At 33.8% G+C, this 19022-nt stretch carries 20 protein-coding genes; 14 read left to right on the top strand and 6 right to left on the bottom strand.

Going from position 1 to position 19022, the window contains the following annotated elements:
• Positions 1-220: 220 nt before the first annotated feature.
• The 6 genes from ACTJIW_RS09190 to ACTJIW_RS09165 form a co-directional block, all read right to left on the bottom strand.
• A complete protein-coding gene (locus tag ACTJIW_RS09190) occupies positions 221-643 on the bottom strand; it encodes a hypothetical protein (RefSeq protein WP_073408673.1) in 423 nt (140 codons plus the stop codon).
• A complete protein-coding gene (locus tag ACTJIW_RS09185; RefSeq protein ID WP_121360416.1) occupies positions 644-1093 on the bottom strand; it encodes a Panacea domain-containing protein in 450 nt (149 codons plus the stop codon).
• A 232-nt stretch (positions 1094-1325) separates the two neighbouring features.
• Complete coding sequence (locus ACTJIW_RS09180) at positions 1326-1814, bottom strand: hypothetical protein (RefSeq protein WP_440715161.1); 489 nt, start codon at positions 1812-1814, stop codon at positions 1326-1328.
• A 178-nt stretch (positions 1815-1992) separates the two neighbouring features.
• Positions 1993-3069, bottom strand: coding sequence for a cytochrome d ubiquinol oxidase subunit II (gene cydB, locus ACTJIW_RS09175; RefSeq protein WP_440715162.1), 1077 nt, complete (start codon positions 3067-3069; stop codon positions 1993-1995).
• 2 nt (positions 3070-3071) lie between these two features.
• Positions 3072-4418 (bottom strand): cytochrome ubiquinol oxidase subunit I, encoded by a 1347-nt coding sequence (locus ACTJIW_RS09170; RefSeq protein ID WP_044048599.1) that lies wholly within the window; start codon positions 4416-4418, stop codon positions 3072-3074.
• Positions 4419-4805: 387 nt separating this feature from the next.
• Positions 4806-5396 (bottom strand): HD domain-containing protein, encoded by a 591-nt coding sequence (locus tag ACTJIW_RS09165; RefSeq protein WP_440715163.1) that lies wholly within the window; start codon positions 5394-5396, stop codon positions 4806-4808.
• 203 nt (positions 5397-5599) lie between these two features.
• Between ACTJIW_RS09165 and ACTJIW_RS09160 the strand changes: the two genes are divergently transcribed.
• From ACTJIW_RS09160 to trpC, 14 genes are all read left to right on the top strand, one after another.
• The gene (locus tag ACTJIW_RS09160) at positions 5600-7018 is read left to right on the top strand and encodes an MBL fold metallo-hydrolase (protein WP_440718447.1); all 1419 of its coding nucleotides are present in this window, start codon (positions 5600-5602) and stop codon (positions 7016-7018) included.
• A gap of 141 nt (positions 7019-7159) precedes the next feature.
• Positions 7160-7729 carry a YeeE/YedE family protein gene (locus ACTJIW_RS09155; protein WP_440715165.1) on the top strand — a complete coding sequence of 190 codons (570 nt, stop codon included), beginning with the start codon at positions 7160-7162 and terminating at the stop codon, positions 7727-7729.
• Positions 7730-7739: 10 nt separating this feature from the next.
• On the top strand, positions 7740-8219 hold the full coding sequence (locus ACTJIW_RS09150; protein WP_121360413.1) for a DUF6691 family protein: 480 nt from the start codon (positions 7740-7742) through the stop codon (positions 8217-8219).
• A gap of 20 nt (positions 8220-8239) precedes the next feature.
• Positions 8240-8758 (top strand): N-acetyltransferase family protein, encoded by a 519-nt coding sequence (locus ACTJIW_RS09145; RefSeq protein ID WP_440715166.1) that lies wholly within the window; start codon positions 8240-8242, stop codon positions 8756-8758.
• A 302-nt stretch (positions 8759-9060) separates the two neighbouring features.
• On the top strand, positions 9061-10638 hold the full coding sequence (locus ACTJIW_RS09140; RefSeq protein ID WP_440715167.1) for an FAD-dependent oxidoreductase: 1578 nt from the start codon (positions 9061-9063) through the stop codon (positions 10636-10638).
• Positions 10639-10928: 290 nt separating this feature from the next.
• Entirely contained in the window at positions 10929-11390 is a 462-nt protein-coding gene (locus ACTJIW_RS09135) for a MarR family winged helix-turn-helix transcriptional regulator (protein WP_012026851.1), read from the top strand.
• Between the two features lie 4 nt (positions 11391-11394).
• Complete coding sequence (locus ACTJIW_RS09130; RefSeq protein ID WP_440715168.1) at positions 11395-12027, top strand: NAD(P)H-dependent oxidoreductase; 633 nt, start codon at positions 11395-11397, stop codon at positions 12025-12027.
• A 32-nt stretch (positions 12028-12059) separates the two neighbouring features.
• Complete coding sequence (locus ACTJIW_RS09125; protein WP_440715169.1) at positions 12060-12626, top strand: YceI family protein; 567 nt, start codon at positions 12060-12062, stop codon at positions 12624-12626.
• Positions 12627-12830: 204 nt separating this feature from the next.
• Positions 12831-14108 (top strand): hypothetical protein, encoded by a 1278-nt coding sequence (locus ACTJIW_RS09120; RefSeq protein ID WP_012026854.1) that lies wholly within the window; start codon positions 12831-12833, stop codon positions 14106-14108.
• Between the two features lie 300 nt (positions 14109-14408).
• The gene (locus tag ACTJIW_RS09115; RefSeq protein WP_440715170.1) at positions 14409-15809 is read left to right on the top strand and encodes an anthranilate synthase component I family protein; all 1401 of its coding nucleotides are present in this window, start codon (positions 14409-14411) and stop codon (positions 15807-15809) included.
• Between the two features lie 75 nt (positions 15810-15884).
• On the top strand, positions 15885-16328 hold the full coding sequence (locus ACTJIW_RS09110) for a hypothetical protein (RefSeq protein WP_012026856.1): 444 nt from the start codon (positions 15885-15887) through the stop codon (positions 16326-16328).
• Between the two features lie 88 nt (positions 16329-16416).
• The gene (locus ACTJIW_RS09105) at positions 16417-16983 is read left to right on the top strand and encodes an anthranilate synthase component II (protein ID WP_012026857.1); all 567 of its coding nucleotides are present in this window, start codon (positions 16417-16419) and stop codon (positions 16981-16983) included.
• A gap of 139 nt (positions 16984-17122) precedes the next feature.
• Entirely contained in the window at positions 17123-18115 is a 993-nt protein-coding gene (trpD, locus tag ACTJIW_RS09100) for an anthranilate phosphoribosyltransferase (RefSeq protein ID WP_012026858.1), read from the top strand.
• Between the two features lie 47 nt (positions 18116-18162).
• Positions 18163-18942 carry an indole-3-glycerol phosphate synthase TrpC gene (gene trpC, locus ACTJIW_RS09095; protein WP_440715171.1) on the top strand — a complete coding sequence of 260 codons (780 nt, stop codon included), beginning with the start codon at positions 18163-18165 and terminating at the stop codon, positions 18940-18942.
• Positions 18943-19022: the final 80 nt, after the last annotated feature.

Raw genomic sequence — 19022 nt, 5'->3', positions numbered from 1 at the left:
TTTCTGGGTCTGTTCAATGTGCTCATAGTTCAAAGATATTTAAAATTCTTTAAAATTTTCTGTTTTCGTAAAATACAAAGCATCTTTGTAAAATACAATTTCAGAAGATTTTGAAAGCAGTAAAAATACAATTTTTCGGACAAGAAAAGATCTCAAAAACAAATTTGTATTTTGTGCGCATTCCTTAACACAAACTCAAATTACGAAATACTTATGTCTTTTAAGAATTTTTAACGCCGGGTTTTCTATAAAACAAATACCTTAAAACCAAAGTATAAAAAGCAAAAATCGAAGTTGTTAAAGTTCCTATTATAAAAAGAAACTCGGTCTGCGACAGAATGAAGAATTTATACGAAACACCAAAACCATGCAGCAAAATAACAGCAGCTATAAAAATTGCCCAGGTCGAAGAAAAAATAAAAGCTTTTTTAGCATTTTCCTGTCGCAGTTTTCGCTCAGAACTTTCATTTGCCTGCTCAATTTCAAATCTTTTTAATTCAATATATTCCGAATGGCTTTTCGGATCATAAGGTTTCATTAAATGATTTTCCTTTTCGGCTTCTTTGGTAACATCTTTCGGAATATTAATAATATCGTTTCCTAAAGCACTTTCGGGTAATTTTTCTGCCAGTGTTTTTTCCATTTAACTATCTAGTTTTTCCTTATAATATTCTTTAATAATATCATTGCCAATAATTACATTGTGCGTTCCGTCCCAAGTCTGCGACCACGGACTTCCCTCTTCATGCGTTAAAGCCGAAAGCTGTAATCCTGATAAACCTTTATAATTATTCCAGATTTTTTTTAGAAACTCTTTGTCTTCATGTTTCAATGGAGTTTTAGCCGAAATATTAATCAAAAACGGATCAACAGGATCTTTTCCAAACATTCGTATTTCGTAATACAAATCAGGAATAACCGAACCGTATTTCCAGGCCTGCACTTCATTATCGAAAAGAGGTTTTCCGGTAATTCCTAAATGCCAGCCGTGCGAAATGTAAGTAAGCTTGAGCAGTTTCATTGGGTCAAGTCCCTGACCTTCTTCTTCCGCCAGCTCAATAAAATATTTGGCTATATCAAAACAATTATACATTTGCTGTCTTTTAATTTCTCTTTTAACAAAACTAAGAAAAAGGAGATGAAATCCAAATTTGTAAAACTATATCTACAACATTTTTCTTTTTTGATTTTCAATGAATTGCCTCAAGCTTTAGCTGGAGGTAAATAAATCTATATTACAAAGGCTTTAGCCAAATTATAAAGTTTGGGTAAAGCCTTTTTATCCTAAACAAAAAACCTCCAGTTAAAACTGGAGGCAATTGATTTTATTTATCAACTTTATTCACTAGTCTAATTTTAGTAGACTGTACTATTGTTTTTTGATTTATACTTTCTTTCCGATCAAACTCAATTTCTAAATTTTGCATTCCTAAAGTTTCCAGAATATCTTTTGCTTTTTTTCTAACAATCATCCAATCCAGATTAGCTGCAAGTAAATCATCATTCCAAAAACTGACTGAATCTTTTTGATTCATATTATCAAAAAAATCACTCAAATCATTTAACTTTTCTATTTGTAAACTTGTCAGCCATTGAAATTCTAAATATAAATCTATAGAAAATTTATAAAAAGTATCAAAATCCTCTGCCATTTCACAACAGACTTCTCCAAAGCCAATAATTTCAACTTGTCTTTCAGAATTGCTTGAAAGAATTATTAAAGTTTTTATTAACTCTGAAAATCTCCAGTAAACAAGATTGATTTTATTGGTTAAATCAAACTTTCCATAATCTAATAAAGGATCAAATTCCATAATTACATTTTAAAAAACTGCCTCCGTTTTAAATGGAAGTAAACAAATGTATATAAAAAAGGCTTTAGCCAAAATTCAAAATTTTGGTTAAGACCAATCCAAATTAAAACAAAAAACCTCCAGTTAAAACTGGAGGCTATTGATATATTTAATTTGTGTAATTAGCGGCTATAAAAAATCAATGTTCTCCATATCCAATATCATCCATTTTACCGCTGAAAACACGATATTGAATAATAAAATAAATAATAACCAGAAACAAAGCGATAAAAAACCAGCTCAATCCGGCGCTTAATCCGTATTCATGAGCAGCGGTGTTGTAAATTGTTAACGATGGGTTTACATTATTGGTTGACGGCAGAACATTCGGGAAAATCGAAACAGCAGTTGAAGCAAAACCTCCCACTAAAAATAAAGTTGAAAATATAAATCCGTGACCGTCTTTTTTAAAGGAACGTACTTTAAATAAACCCGCAATGCCAACAAAAGTTAAAAGCGGGAAAAACCATAAAATAGGATTCTCAACAAAATTATGAAACGGTTTCGGCTCGATAAAATGCCAGATTTGTAACGATATACAAACTAAAACCAGCAAAACAATATTCAAAGCAAAAACCACTTTTTTTAGTTTTGGGTTCAACGATGAATTTGTTTTATAAATAATCCAGTTGGCACCGTGAATTGTTAGAGCAACTACACTCACAATTCCTAAGAAAAGTGTAAACCAGTCGATAATTCCCAATTCATTTGCCTGCGGACTAAAAGTTGGATTCCACAAAGGCAGAAAGAAAAAATGAGGTTCCTGAGTAGAAACGCCATTTTGAACCATTCCGAGATTGACACCGCGAACAATATTTCCTAAAGCAATTCCGAAGAATAAAGCCAAAAGCAGACTCGCAATCCCGAAAGCTTTGTCCCAAATACTTTCCCACATAGGATTATGAATTTGTCCGCGCATTTCAAGTCCGATGGCACGGAAAATCAAAAGCCATAAAATCATAATCAACGGCAGATAAAAACCGCTGAAAGAGGATGCATATAAAGTTGGGAAAGCAAAAAACAAAACACCTCCGGCTGCAATAAGCCAAACTTCATTGGCATCCCAAAATGGACCAATGGCGCTTGTAATTGCTTTTTTATCTCTTTCTGTATCAGCAAAAAATAAATGAATTATTCCTGCTCCAAAATCGTAGCCGTCTAAAACCAGATAAACAGCCAGGATTCCCATTAAAACTACGTACCAAAAAAATTCCATACTTATATTTTTTCTGATGAAAGGTCCACATTATGAGGGCCTTTATTAATAATTTTTCCAACTAAAAGCAAAAACAACATTCCCAGTAAAAGGTATAAACCAATAAAACCCAGTAATGTAAACAAGGTATTTCCGGATGAAACCGTTGGCGAAGCACCGGCTGCAGTTCGCATTAAATTGTAAACCAGCCACGGCTGTCTTCCTAATTCTGCCGTATACCAGCCTGTTGTATTGGCAATATATGGAAATGGCATCATGAACATCAAAGACCATAAAATCCATTTGGTTTGGAATAATTTCCCTCTGATTAATTGGAAAAGCGAAATCACCATTAATCCAATAAAAACCGTTCCAAGTCCTACCATAATATGATACGCATAATACAATCCCGAAATATTGGTTGGATGCAGATCTTCTTCAAACTGATCTAAACCTTTTATTTCCTGCTCCCAGTTTCCGTAAGTCAGGAAACTTAAAATATTTGGAACGGCAATTTTATTATCGAGTTTTTTGTCTTTTACGTCGGGCTGTCCTATTAAAACAATTTCAGAACCTTTTTTCTCGGTATGAAAAATTCCTTCCATTGCTGCAAAAGTTACAGGCTGATATTTTACAACATTTTTTGCCAGTAAATCTCCGGTTGGAACTGCTACAATTACACTCGAAATCAATCCGAAGATTACTCCCGTTTTTAGGAACAATTTCCCAAAAGAAACATTCTTCTTACTCAATATATAAAAAGCACCAATTCCTGCCACAACAAACGAACTCGTAACTAAAGAAGCTGCCTGATTGTGTAAATAAGAAGGCCAAAGCCAAGGATTAAGGAATAAAGCCTGAAAATTATTCAGAACAAATTTTCCGTTTTCCAGGATTTCATATCCAACAGGATTCTGCATCCAGGAATGTGTAGCAATAATTAAGTAACCACTGGCCCAGGAACCTATCATAATTAATAATCCGGTTACAAAATGCCATTTATGGCCAAGGAGTTTTTCTCCAAATAAAAATAATCCCAAAAAAGAGGATTCAAGAAAGAAAGAAAACATTCCTTCCATTGCGAGGGTCTGGCCTATGATTCCTCCGGTTAATTCGGAGAATTTTGCCCAGTTGGTTCCAAATTGAAATTCCATTGGAATTCCTGTTACCACACCCATTGCAAAATTGAGGGCAAAGATTTTCATCCAGAAATGGGTGGCGTGATTGTATTGTTCGTTATTAGTTTTTAAGTATTTCCATTTGAAGTAAACAATGATGAGCGAAAGACCCATTGTAAGCTGCGGAAAAAGATAATGAAAAGTAATGGTGAAGGCGAATTGCATTCGGTCATAAAAGAGCATTTCTTCCATAATGGTAATTTGTTTATGAAGTTCCACAAATTTAACCATTAGAACCCGAATTAACCTCCTTTAAAAAAAGTTTATCACCTGATATTTGTTAAACTTTTCAACAATTTAAAGAGTAGAAATGACACTTGTCATTTTTTTGAGTTACATACAGTTTGTCATTTCGACCGAAGGAGAAATCCCCTCAAATAACTCCGCAAAGTAAATCGCCAATCTTTGTCGAGCTTCTTGCGAAGATTTCTCCTTCGTCGAAATGACAAGATTATCTATAGATTTACGTGATAAAACATAACCCGCGGTTTCAACCTCGGGAACACAATGCATATCGATACGTTTCCTGCGGTTGAAACCGCAGGCTATGTTTGATTTTGATTGCCTGACTTTTATTGGTTATTTTTCTAAAATCCCTTTTTCTACACTTTCATTAATCAAACCTTCGGCGTAATTCCATATTGATTTTGAGCCTTCTTTTATGATACTTTTCTTTTCATAGACTTTATCATATCTCACTCCAAATTCTTTCCAGGTGCCGCCATTGTTAGACGTGTTTTGCAAAAGAGGTTCTAATCGGTCCATAGATCTGGCAAATTTAGCTTCGTTGGTTTCTCCCGCTTCAAATTCTTCCCAGATTGAAATAAATTCTTCGGCTTGATTTTTTGGCAGTAAACCAAAGATTCTGTTTGCGGCTAATCTTTCCTCATCAGTATTTGAGTGATTTTTTACTGTATCGTAAATAAAAACATCTCCCGCATCGATTTCTACAATGTCATGAATCAAAACCATTTTTACAACTTTCAAAACGTCAATAGTTTCATTAGAATGTTCTGCCAGAACAATTGCCATTAACGCCAGATGCCAGCTGTGTTCTGCATCATTTTCACATCTGTCGCTGTTGAATAATTTTGTTTTGCGCTGTATGTATTTTACTTTATCAATTTCTTTTATAAAAGCTATTTGATCAAATAAGTCTTTTGTGTTCATTTTCTTTTTTATTTTGAAATGACATTCGTCATATGCAAAATTAAAGCTTAAAGCGTAATTGCTCAAGTTTAAACACATTTATATTAAAGCATATGGCAAAATCCGCATTATTTTACACAAAAACCTAATTTCTGTAACATTAGTCACCTATTTTTTTAAAAAACAAAACTACCTTTGTATCCCATCATTTTACAACACCTATCATGAAAATAGAACAAATTTACACCGGATGCTTAGCACAAGGTGCATATTATATCACTTCAAATGGCGAAGCGGCCATTATTGATCCGCTTAGAGAAATACAGCCTTATTTAGATCGTTTAGAACGCGACGGAGTAAAGCTGCAATATATTTTTGAAACGCATTTTCACGCTGATTTCGTTTCAGGACACGTTGATTTAAGCAAAGAAACCGGAGCACCAATTGTTTACGGTCCAAATGCTGCCTGCGAATTTGACTGCATTTCTGCAAAAGACGGACAGGAATTTAAAGTTGGAAAAGTAACGATCAAAGTTTTGCACACTCCGGGACATACTATGGAAAGCACTACTTTTTTACTTATTGACGAAAATGGAAAAGATCACGCTATTTTCTCTGGAGATACTTTATTTATTGGCGATGTAGGCCGTCCGGATTTAGCTCAAAAAGCTTCTGGAATGACTCAGGATCAATTGGCGGGAATTTTATTTCATTCGTTAAGAGATAAAATCATGACGCTGGCTGATGATGTGATTGTATATCCTGCTCACGGTGCGGGAAGTGCCTGCGGAAAAAATATGAGTAAAGAAACGGTTTCGACTATTGGAAATCAAAAAGCTACAAATTATGCTTTGCGCGCTGATATGACCGAAACAGAATTTATAAAAGAAGTTACTGACGGATTATTACCTCCTCCGGCCTATTTTAGTATGAACGTTGCCATGAACAAACAAGGTTACGAAAGCTTTGAAACGGTCTTGCATAATGGAATGAAATCTATTAAAGCAGAAGAATTTGAGGCTGTGGCCGAAGAAACCGGAGCTTTGATTTTAGATACTCGTAAAAGCGGTGATTTTGCCAAAGGATTTATTCCGCAGTCTATTAATATTGGAATCAACGGTGATTTTGCACCGTGGGTTGGAACTTTAATTGGAGACGTAAAACAACCTATTATATTAGTAACCGAAGCTGGCTTAGAAGAAGAAACCGTTACGCGCTTAAGCCGTGTAGGTTTTGACTCAATTATTGGGCATCTTGAAGGCGGTTTTGAAGCCTGGGAAAAAGCAGGTTTTGAAATTGATACGGTAAACCGAATTTCAGCAGAAGAATTTGCCGGAAAATTTAATATTAAAGAAGACAAGGTTATTGATGTTCGTAAGGAAACAGAATATGAAGCAGAGCATATCGAAGATGCTTACAGCAAACCTCTAGCTTATATTAATGACTGGGTAAAAGATATTAACCCAAATGAACATTTTTTCCTGCATTGTGCCGGCGGTTACCGCAGTATGATTGCGGCTTCTATTCTTCAAGCACGAGGATTTAGAAATTTCAGCGAAGTTGACGGCGGTTTCGGAGCAATCTCAAAAACAAATATTCCAAAATCTGATTTTGTTTGTCAAAGCAAAACATTAAAAGCTTAAATTTTCACCATTAAGATATTAAGTTAATTAAGTTGAAATGCTTAATTTTTCTTAACCTTCTTTAAGAAGTTTCATTAAGTCAGATTGGCTTAATTTCCTTAATCCCTTAATGGTGAAAAACCAAAACACTTAATTTTAATTATGAGTATATTAGAAATTATAAGAGAACCATGGCCTTGGTATGTTGCAGGTCCGTTAATTGGATTAACAGTTCCAATTTTATTAATTATTGGGAATAAATCTTTTGGGATTAGTTCGTCTCTGCGACATATTTGTGCGGCTTGTATTCCGTCGAATATTTCATTTTTTAAATACGACTGGAAAAAAGAAAGCTGGAATTTATTCTTTGTTTTCGGAATATTTCTGGGTGGTGTAATCGCTGCGTATTTGTTATCTAATCCAAATCCAGTAGAAATTACTCCGGAACTTTCAGAACAATTGGCTTCTTACGGAATTACAGATCATACTGGTTTAGTTCCGGTACAGCTGTTTTCATGGGAAAGTTTGTTTACACTTCGCGGATTTATTATGATGGTCGCGGGCGGATTTTTAGTTGGTTTTGGAACACGTTATGCTGGCGGATGTACAAGCGGACATGCTATTATGGGAATTTCAAATTTACAATGGCCTTCAGTTGTAGCTACAATTTGTTTTATGATTGGCGGTTTTGTAATGTCACTTTTGATTTTACCATATATTCTTTCACTTTAAAATTTTTAAAATGAGCAATTTAGAAAATAAAAATACAGACAGCGAAGGAATCAACGCAAGTCATAAAAAAGAAACAGCATTTGCAAATCTTAAATATTTAATCGTTGGAATCTTTTTCGGAATTGTATTCGTAAAAGCCGAAATCATCAGCTGGTTTCGTATTCAGGAAATGTTTCATTTGCAGTCATTCCATATGTATGGTGTAATTGGAAGTGCAGTTGCGGTTGGAGTAATTTCAGTATTCCTAATTAAAAAATTAAACATCAAAACCCTTCAGGGCGAAAAAATCGAAATTCAGCCTAAAACTTTCAATAAAGGACAAATCTACGGAGGCCTGATGTTTGGTTTTGGATGGGCAATTACAGGAGCTTGTCCGGGGCCTCTTTTTGCTCAAATTGGTACTGGAGCAACAGTAATCGTGGTAACTTTGGTAAGTGCCATTGCAGGAACCTGGGTTTATGGTTTGATAAAAGATAAACTGCCTCATTAATTTTTTATATAATCCAAAAAATGAATTCTACTCAACAATTAGTTTTACGAAAAGCAGTTATTTCTGAAGTACCTGTTATTTGGGAAATACTTCAGAATGCCATTGAACAAAGAAGACTAGACGGAAGTACACAGTGGCAGGATGGTTATCCAAATGAGCTTACCATTAAAAATGACATTGAAAATGGTTATGGCTATGTGCTTACAGAAAATGAATCTATTTTGTGTTATGCAGCTATTATTTTTGGTAAAGATCCAGCTTACGAAAATATCGAAGGCAAATGGCTTAGCGACAGTGATTACACAGTAGTACACCGCGTAGCAGTTTCGAAATTGGCAAAAGGAAAAGGAATTGCCACAAAATTATTTGAAAAAATTGAAGGCTTATCTATTGAAAATAATATTTACAGCATAAAGGTAGATACTAATTTTGACAATGTTCCAATGCTGAAAATTTTAGACAAATTGAAATACACTTATTGCGGTGAAGTCTATTTAAGAGGCTCTGCAAGAAAAGCATTTGAAAAACTACTGCATTAAAATATAGTTCTCAAAATATTCGATAACCCGACAGATTTTAGAATCTGTCGGGTTTATTTTTTTAATAGTTAATTCATTCCGTAGGAATGTCTCATTGGTAGAATTGAATTTGAATTTCATTTGTACGTTCCGCAGGAACGTTTGATTAATGAACAAATACATAATAAACACCTGTCCTTACAAAGACACAATACAGAACGATATTTTTTTCTACCAATGACACATTCATACGGAATATTTCTTCATCAATTTTTAATTTCATTTCGTTAAGTTTGCTTTAAACAAAAAGTCCCGTAAAAAATATGAATCGTTCAGAGCAGTTACTAAAACTACAAAATACCGAAAATTGGGACGTAATAATTATAGGCGGAGGAGCCAGTGGTTTAGGAACTGCAATTGATGCTGCCAGCCGAGGTTATAAAACCATCTTACTTGAAGCTGTAGATTTTGCCAAAGGAACTTCCAGCAGAAGTACCAAATTAGTTCATGGCGGTGTACGATATCTAGCACAGGGAGATGTCCACTTAGTTAGAGAAGCATTAAAAGAGCGAGGTTTACTGGCACAAAATGCAAATCATTTGGTAAAAAATCAATCTTTTATTATTCCAAATTACCATTGGTTAAGCGGTTACTTTTACACCATTGGATTAAAAATTTATGATCTATTATCAGGAGGTTTAAGTTTGGGGAGTTCTAAATATCTTTCCAAAAAGAAAACTATCGAAATGCTTCCAAATGTAGAAGAAAACGGACTTGTAAATGGTGTTATTTATCATGACGGGCAATTTGACGATTCTCGTTTGGCTGTAAATCTGGCTCAGACTGCGGTAGAAAACGGAGCTTGTGTTTTAAATTATACAAAAGTTATTAATTTAATAAAAGATGATAAAAATCAAATCACCGGCGTTCAGGCAGTTGATCAGGAAACCGGAATAAACTATAACATAAAAGGTGCAGTTGTAATAAATGCAACAGGAGTTTTTACAAATGCCATCATGAAGCTAAACGATAAAGTTTACAAAAAATATATCGTGCCGAGTCAGGGAATTCATTTGGTGTTTGATAAATCTTTTCTCCCGGGCGAACATGCTTTGATGATTCCAAAAACAAAAGATGGAAGGGTTTTATTTGCTGTTCCGTGGCACAATCACGTTGTAGTAGGCACAACCGACACTTTAATAAAAAAACAAAGTTTAGAACCTATTGCTTTAGAGAGCGAAATTGAATTTGTTTTAGAAACAGCACAGCGATTCCTTGCCAAAAAACCAACAAGAGCCGATGTATTATCTGTTTTTGCAGGTCTGCGTCCGTTAGCTGCTCCAAAAGAAGAAGGCAAAAGCACAAAAGAAGTTTCCAGAAGCCATAAAATTATAGTTTCAGAAACTGGTTTAATAACCATAACAGGAGGAAAATGGACTACTTACCGAAAAATTGCCGAAGACATCATTGACAAAGCAATACTAAAAGGAAAACTTCCCAAAAAACCTTGTATTACGCAACACTTAAGCATTCACGGAAATAAGCCTACAACGACTCTTGATCGGGAAGATCACTTGTATATTTATGGTTCTGATATTGCAAAAATACTCCAGTTGCAAAAAAAAGAACCAGAATTAAAAGAAAAACTCCATCCTGATTATGAATTTACATTGGCAGAAATTGTTTGGGCTGTACGTTATGAAATGGCAAGAACTGTAGATGATATTCTGGCAAGACGTGTTCGATTATTGTTTTTGGATGCCAGAGCTGCAATTGAAGTATCTGAAAAAACAGCAAGGGTAATTGCAAAAGAACTTGGACATGATGAAAATTGGATCGCTAAGGAAATTGCAGATTTTAAAGCGACATCTAAAGGATTTTTTCTCTCAGAATTTCGATAAGCAGTTCAAAATCAAAGTACATTTTTAACTCCATCCGATTTATGGTTAAAAAATTAATCTTACAAAAATGCCTCAGCAATAAAAATATTTAAATCTGAACATTCTAGTTTAACATTAAGTTAAATATCAAAATATCAACTATTTAAATCTAAAAAATAAATTAACTTTAGGCATTAATAATTAATTATTTATACGGCTTTTTTTCATATTAACAAATAATTAACACAACACTTGTATATACAACTATTAAAAGTTATACATTTGTATATACAAATTATACACTTACGACTATGACAATTGAAGAGGTTATTAAGAGTACAGTTAAGATGGATAATGCGAAAAAAGTTATTCTGAACATTATGTACACACAAAATGTGATTCAGGATCATTTCAACGAGATAATGAAACCGTATGATTTGTCTGGAGAACAATATAATGTGCTGCGTATATTAAGAGGACAAAAAGGAAATCCTGCTAATATGTGTGTTATACAAGAACGTATGCTGGCAAAAACAAGTAATACAACACGATTAGTTGACAAATTATTACTTAAGGAACTGGTAACAAGAAACGTTTGTCCGGATAATCGCAGAAAGATTGAGGTGCTGATTACACAAAAAGGACTTGATGTTTTAAAAGAATTAGACCCGAAAGTAGATGCGCACGAGCGTGCATTTGCCGAGAATATAAGTCCTGAAGAATTAGAATTATTAAATAAATTATTAGAAAAATACCGAACCCAACAAAATTAACATTATGAGCACATTATTAGACAATCTAAAATGGAGGTATGCAACAAAGAAGTTTGATGCAACAAAAAAAATATCTGCTGCAGATTTAAATACTTTAAAAGAAGCTGTAAGATTAGCTGCTTCTTCATACGGATTACAACCTTATAAAGTAATTATTGTAGAAAATCCAGAAATTAGAGAAAAGTTAAAAGCAGCAGCTTATGGACAAACTCAAATTACTGATGCTTCGCAATTATTCATTTTTGCAAACGACTTAAATGCAGGACCAGAATCTGTTGCTGCTTACATTAAAAACATCAGCGAAACAAGAGGTGTTCCTGCTGAAGCTTTAGGCGGATTTGCTGACATGATAAATGGCGTAATTTCAAACTTATCACAAGAAGCTAAAAACATCTGGACAGCAAAACAAACTTATATTGCTTTAGGAACTTTATTAGCTGCTGCTGCAGAATTAAAAATCGATGCTACGCCAATGGAAGGGTTTAATCCTGCTGCGTTTAATGAAATCTTAGGTTTCGACAAATTAGGTTTAAACGCTTCGGTTATTGCAACTGTAGGTTACAGACATGATGAAGACGATACGCAGCACTACAAAAAAGTTAGAAAATCTCACGAGGAATTATTTATCACTATATAATTATTTACAAATCTAAATTCAATTTTAACAACATGAAAAATTTAAAAACAATTGCAATTGCATTATTCGTAGCTGCTGCTGGTATTTCAGTAAACGCACAAACTAAAAAAATCGACGTAAAAGCTTCTACTATTAAATGGGTAGGTAAAAAAGTAACTGGAGAGCACTCTGGAACTGTAAACTTTAAAGACGGTGCTGTAGTTTTCAAAGGAAAAAAATTAACAGGTGGTTCATTTACTGTTGATATGACTTCATTAACAGCTACAGATTTAACTGGAGAATACCAAGGAAAATTAAACGGTCACTTAAAAGCTGACGATTTCTTTGGAACTGATAAATTCCCAACTTCTAAATTAGTTTTCAAAACTATTGGTTCTAAATCTGCTGACGTTTATACTGTAACTGCTGATTTAACTATTAAAGGAATTACTAAACCAGTAACTTTTGATATCACTGTAAACGGAAACACTGCAACAACTGCTTTCAAAGTTGACAGAACTAAATACGATATTAAATACAACTCTGGTAACTTCTTCGAAAACTTAGGAGACAAAACTATCAATGACGATTTCGAATTAGCAGTGTCTTTAAAATTCTAATTAAGGCTTACTAATTCATATTATAAGAAAAACCCCGGCAGTTTAATTCTGCCGGGGTTTCTTTTTTCTATTACTTTTCATAAAAATAACGTTCTTAATACTATAATAACACTTTCATAACAACCATCCCCGTATTGATTAACATACGGCCTCTAATTTTGAGGAAAATAAAAACTCAAAAACTAGAAACTCAAAATTATAGTTATGAAAACAAAATTACGAATTGTATTTTTCGCTCTGATTACCAGCTTTTTTATACACGCCCAGCAGCAGCCAAAAGGAATTATTGGAACTACAAACTGGATGAACAATTGGACAAATTTTAAACCAGCCATAAATGAATATAACGAAGCAACTAATATAATTGCCGGAACAATTGATAAAGATACCCGCTTAGTTAAGCGTAATACGTATCATTTAGTTGGTGTTGTGTATGTTACCAATAATGCTACTTTAACCATAGAACCGGGAACAGTAATTCGAGGCGATGATAAAACCTGCGGTACTCTTGTAATTACAAACGGAGCAAAAATTATGGCTGAAGGTCTTGAAACTGACCCAATTGTTTTTACATCAGAAAATGAAAAAAACAATAGAAAGCCAGGTGACTGGGGCGGGATTATTATTTTAGGAAAAGCGCCTATAAATACTTTGGGAGGCATTCACACTTTACCTTTTGATCTAGAACCAACTTTAAATCATTATGGAGGTCAGGACCCAGAAGACAATTCTGGAGTTATGAAATATGTTAGAATTGAATATGCAGGACGAAAATTAAGTGCTTCTAAGGAATTAAACGGACTTTCTTTAGCCGGAGTGGGAAGAAAAACAGTTTTAAGCAACATTCAAATCAGTTTTTCAAATGATGATTCTTTTGAATGTTATGGAGGTGACCTGAATATGAGTAACTTAATCTCATACAGAACAACTGATGATGATTTTGATTTTACACAAGGTGCACAAATCAATATTACTAACAGTATTGCTGTTCGTCATCCGTTCTCATCAGATATCTCAGGATCAAGATGTTTTGAAGTAGATTCATACGATAAAGTTCAAAATACAGATATGAGCAAAAAAATGACCAAAATTAATGCTTCAAATATCACTTTAATAAATTTAGAAGAAAACAATCAGGGCTTGGTTAGGGAATCTATTTATGTAAGAGAAAATACATTTTTTAACTTAAACAATAGTATTGTTTCTGGTTTTTCGCCTTTTGTTTTATTAGAAGGAAATATTGGAAACGGAAATGAAAACTTAGCAAAAATGAGTTTTAAAAATACCATAGTTAACAATTGTAACGGAGGAATTACGAGCGAATCATCAAGTTCAGATGCATCAATTCAAAACTTTTACAATCCAAATTCTGGTCTTGAATACACAAAAATGAAAAATATAGAATTGTTTATAACGCCAAACATCAAAGGAAATCCAGATTTTAGAGCAAACGTAAACAACACGCTGGCAATTGGAAATTAAGCTTTTAGTCAAAAGTTAGAATTTAAAATTTAACAAATTTCAAAGATTAGAAAAGTTTTTTTTGAAAATTTATGTATTCTAATTCAAATTACATTTATATCTTTGTCACATCAAAATAAAGAAATGAGAACAATAATGAACAATACTTGGTGGTGGAACAATTTACGTCAAACGTCGTGAACGAAGCTTCCTATGGTATTTTCAAAACTATAAATATAAAAGGCTTGTCATCACGACAAGCCTTTTTTTTTGGCCGGAACTTTAACAGAAAAATATATTAAAACTAAAAAACAACATACATTGAAACCGTTTATACTCAACACACATTACAAACAAATTCTGGCAGATACCATTACGCCGGTAAGTATTTATTTTAAAATAAGAGATAAATTTCCAAATAGTTTATTGTTGGAAAGTAGTGATTATCACGGAAACGACAATAGTTTCTCATACATCTGCTGTAACCCTATTGCAACAATAAAAATTGAAAACGAAACCATTTCAAAAACTTTTCCAGACGGAACTTCAGAGCAAAGTACAATCGATGCTTCAACCAATATTCCAGAAGTAATTCAGGAGTTTTCAAATCAATTTAAATCAGAAAAAAACGATTTTAAATTCATTAATAATGGTTTATTCGGATACATTTCTTACGATGCTGTCCGCTACTTCGAAAAAGTTTCAATTGCCAAAAAAGACAATGCAACTTCAATTCCTGATGTATTTTATGCAGTTTACCAAAACATAATTGCGATTAATCACTTTAAAAATGAGGCTTATATTTTCTGTCACAGTGTTGACGGAAGAAATAACATTTCTGAAATCGAACAATTATTGCAGTCAAGAAATATCGCTTTATACAAATTCACTAAAGAAGGTGAAGGTTTCTCTAACCTAACAGATGAAGAATTCAAACACAATGTAGCTTTAGCAAAAAAACACTGTTTTCGCGGCGATGTTTTTCAATTGGTTTTATCACGTCGTTTTACACAAGGTTTTAAAGGTGATGAATTTAATGTTTACAGAGCTTTACGAAGCATCAATCCTTCTCCTTACCTATTCTTTTTTGATTATGGAGATTTCAAAATATTTGGTTCTTCACCCGAAGCACAAATTATTGTAAAAAACAGAAAAGCAGAAATTCATCCAATCGCTGGAACTTTCAAAAGAACAGGAAATGACGAACGCGATGCGCTTTTAGCAAAAGAACTTTCTGAAGATAAAAAAGAAAACAGCGAACACGTAATGCTGGTAGATTTAGCCAGAAATGATTTAAGCCGCAACGGACATGATGTAAATGTAGAAAAATACAGAGAAGTTCAGTTTTTCTCTCATGTAATTCATTTAGTTTCAAAAGTTACAGGACATTTACATGACAAAGCTACAACTATGCAGGTCGTTGCAGATACTTTCCCGGCAGGAACATTAAGCGGTGCGCCTAAACACAGAGCGATGCAGTTGATTGAAGATTACGAAAAAACAAATCGTAATTTTTACGGAGGTGCAATTGGAGTAATGGATTTTGACGGAAACTTTAACCATGCAATTATGATTCGAACTTTCCTTTCAAAAAATCATCAATTGCATTGCCAGGCTGGTGCCGGAATCGTAGCGAGTTCTGACGAAGAAAGCGAAATGCAGGAAGTTTATAATAAATTAAGAGCCCTAAATACAGCGCTTGAAATGGCGGAAAATATTTAGTCGCCAGTCGCGGTTTTCAGTCGCAGAACTTGAAACCTGAAACAATAAAAAAACAAACCATAAAAACCACAAACCATGAAAAAAGCAGTATCAATTTTAGTTTTAATCATTGCCATGACATCTTGTAATTCAGAGAAAAAACACAATCCGATTGAAGGAACCTGGCGTCTTATATCAGCAGAAACGACAGAAAAAGATTCAACTTTTTCTACTTTCAATTCAAAAACAAAAATGATTAAAATTATAAATGAAACGCATTTTGCTTTTTTCAATCATGATTTAAATAACGGAAAAGATTCAACAAATGCAGTTTTCTTTGGAGGAGGCGGGAAATACACCTTAAAAGACAGCACATATACAGAGTATCTGGAGTTTTTCAATAACAGACAATGGGAAAACAACAAATTTGAATTTACAGTAAAAGTTAAAAACGACACATTGATTCAAAAAGGAATCGAAAAAATAGAAAAGTTAGGAGTAGACCGAATTATTACTGAAAAGTACGTTCGAGAAAAATAAATAAAAAAACAGCTGGGAGTCACGGTTTTCAGTCGCAGTTAAAAACCTTAGCAACTTAGAACCTTAGCAGCTTAGAACCTCAAAGAAAATGAAAAAAATATTAGTTATAGACAATTACGATAGTTTCACTTATAATTTAGTACACTATCTGGAAGATTTAAACTGCGAAGTAACCGTTTATAGAAATGATGAATTCGAAATTGACGAAATCGCTTCTTTTGATAAAATATTACTTTCTCCAGGTCCCGGAATTCCAGATGAAGCAGGTTTACTAAAAGCAGTAATCGAAAAATACAGTCCTACAAAAAGTATCCTTGGAGTTTGTTTAGGACAACAGGCTATCGGAGAAGTTTTTGGCGGAACACTTTCTAACCTTGATAAAGTATACCATGGTGTCTCGACAAATGTAAAAACGGTAGTTTCAGACGAAATTTTGTTTGAAGGCTTAGGAAACGAATTTGAAGTTGGAAGATACCATTCATGGGTTGTCGATGCAAATTTACCTGATGATTTAGAAGCAACTTCGGTAGACGAAAACGGGCAGATTATGTCTTTACGACACAAAAATTATGATGTAAGAGGCGTTCAGTTTCATCCGGAAAGTGTTTTAACCCCAAAAGGAAAAAGGATTTTAGAGAATTGGATTAACAGCTAGTCGAAAGTTTTAAAGTCGAAAGTCATAAAGTCAAAAAAGGTCTTTCGCTATTTTAAAACTAAAAAACACAAGAAAAAAAATGAATTACAAAGTCAAGGACTTTAAGACCTTCGACTTTAGACTTTAAGACTAAATTTCAATGAAAACTATATTAAACAAATTAATCAACCACGAAGTGCTTTCTAAAGAAGAAGCAAAAAACGTATTGATTAATATTTCAAGCGGTCAATACAATCCAAGTCAGATTTCGGCATTTTTGACTGTTTTTATGATGCGAAGCATTACGATTGACGAACTTTCTGGCTTTCGCGAAGCTTTATTAGAATTATGTATTCGTATCGATTTATCTGCATATAACACAATCGATTTATGCGGAACAGGCGGTGATGGAAAAGATACCTTTAATATTTCGACTTTAGCCTCTTTTGTAGCGGCAGGAGCTGGAATAAAAGTGGCAAAACATGGAAATTACGGTGTTTCTTCTATTTCAGGATCAAGCAATGTAATGGAAAAAATGGGAATTAAATTCAGTAATGATCCTTCATTTTTAGAAAAATGCATCGATCAGGCAGGAATCTGTGTTCTGCACGCTCCCCTGTTTCACCCAGCAATGAAAAACGTTGGACCAATCAGAAAAGAACTGGCAGTAAAAACTTTCTTTAATATGTTAGGTCCAATGGTAAATCCATCATTTCCACAAAATCAGCTCGTTGGAGTTTTCAACTTAGAACTGGCAAGAATGTATGCCTATTTATACCAAAATACCAATGTAAATTTCACAATCCTGCATTCGCTTGACGGTTATGATGAAATTTCCCTAACCGGGCCAACAAAAATTATTACCAGCCACATGGAAGGAATGATAAAACCAGAAGATTTTGGCATTCGTCTTTTATCTCAAACTGAAATTGAAGGCGGAAAAACCATTGAAGAATCAGCCGAAATTTTCACCAATATTATTTCAGGAAAAGGAAACGAAGCACAAAATAATGTTGTTTGTGCCAATGCAGCAATGGCAATTGCAACAGTTACAAAATGTTCTCCTCAAGAAGGATTTGAATTAGCAAAAGAAAGTTTATTCTCAGGAAAAGGGTTAAAAGCTTTACAAAAATTACAGGAATTATCACTTTAAAAAAAGCTTTGTATCTCAGTATCTTAGAATCTTAGCACCTTAAAAAAATGAATATTTTAGATAAAATAATAATAGATAAAAAACGAGAAGTTATTCTAAAGAAATCCATTATTCCGGTTTCTCAGCTGGAAGCTTCGGTCTTTTTTAATAAACAAACTATTTCTTTAAGTCAGAAATTAAAAAACAGCAATTCTGGAATTATCGCAGAGCACAAACGTCGTTCACCTTCAAAATCAATCATCAACAACAATTTTACAGTTGAAGAAGTCGTAAAAGGATATGAAAATGCTGGTGCCTGCGGAATTTCGGTTTTAACAGACGGGAAATATTTTGGTGGCTCTTTAGACGATTTACTTTTAGCCAGAGCAAGCGTAAACATTCCGCTTTTGCGAAAAGAATTTATTGTAGACGAATATCAGATTTTAGAAGCAAAAGCACACGGAGCTGATTTAATTCTATTAATCGCAGCGGTTTTAACCCGTGAAGAAATCAAATCTTTATCTGAATTTGCCAAAAAACTAGGTTTAGAAGTTTTACTGGAAGTTCACAATCAGGAAGAATTAGAAAAATCGATTATGCCAACTTTAGACATGATTGGCGTTAACAACAGAAACCTGAAAACTTTTGAAGTAAGTCTGGATTTCAGTAAAGATTTAGCATCGCAAATTCCGGACGATTTTGTAAAAGTATCCGAAAGCGGCATTTCATCAATCGAAGCCATTCAGGAACTAAAACCATACGGTTACAAAGGTTTCTTAATAGGAGAAAACTTCATGAAAACCGACAACGCCGGACAAGCAGCTGTTGACTTTATAAGTCAGCTGTAAGCCGTAAGCTATTAGCAAAAAGTAAATAAAAAAATCAGCACAAAGCAAAAAGCCTAAAGCCTATTGCCTAAAGCTTAAAG

The sequence above is a fragment of the Flavobacterium sp. 22659 genome (assembly GCF_052044235.1).
Taxonomy (GTDB): domain Bacteria; phylum Bacteroidota; class Bacteroidia; order Flavobacteriales; family Flavobacteriaceae; genus Flavobacterium; species Flavobacterium johnsoniae.
Note: the sequence above shows the minus strand (reverse complement) of the source record. Positions and strands in the feature narration are given on the sequence as shown.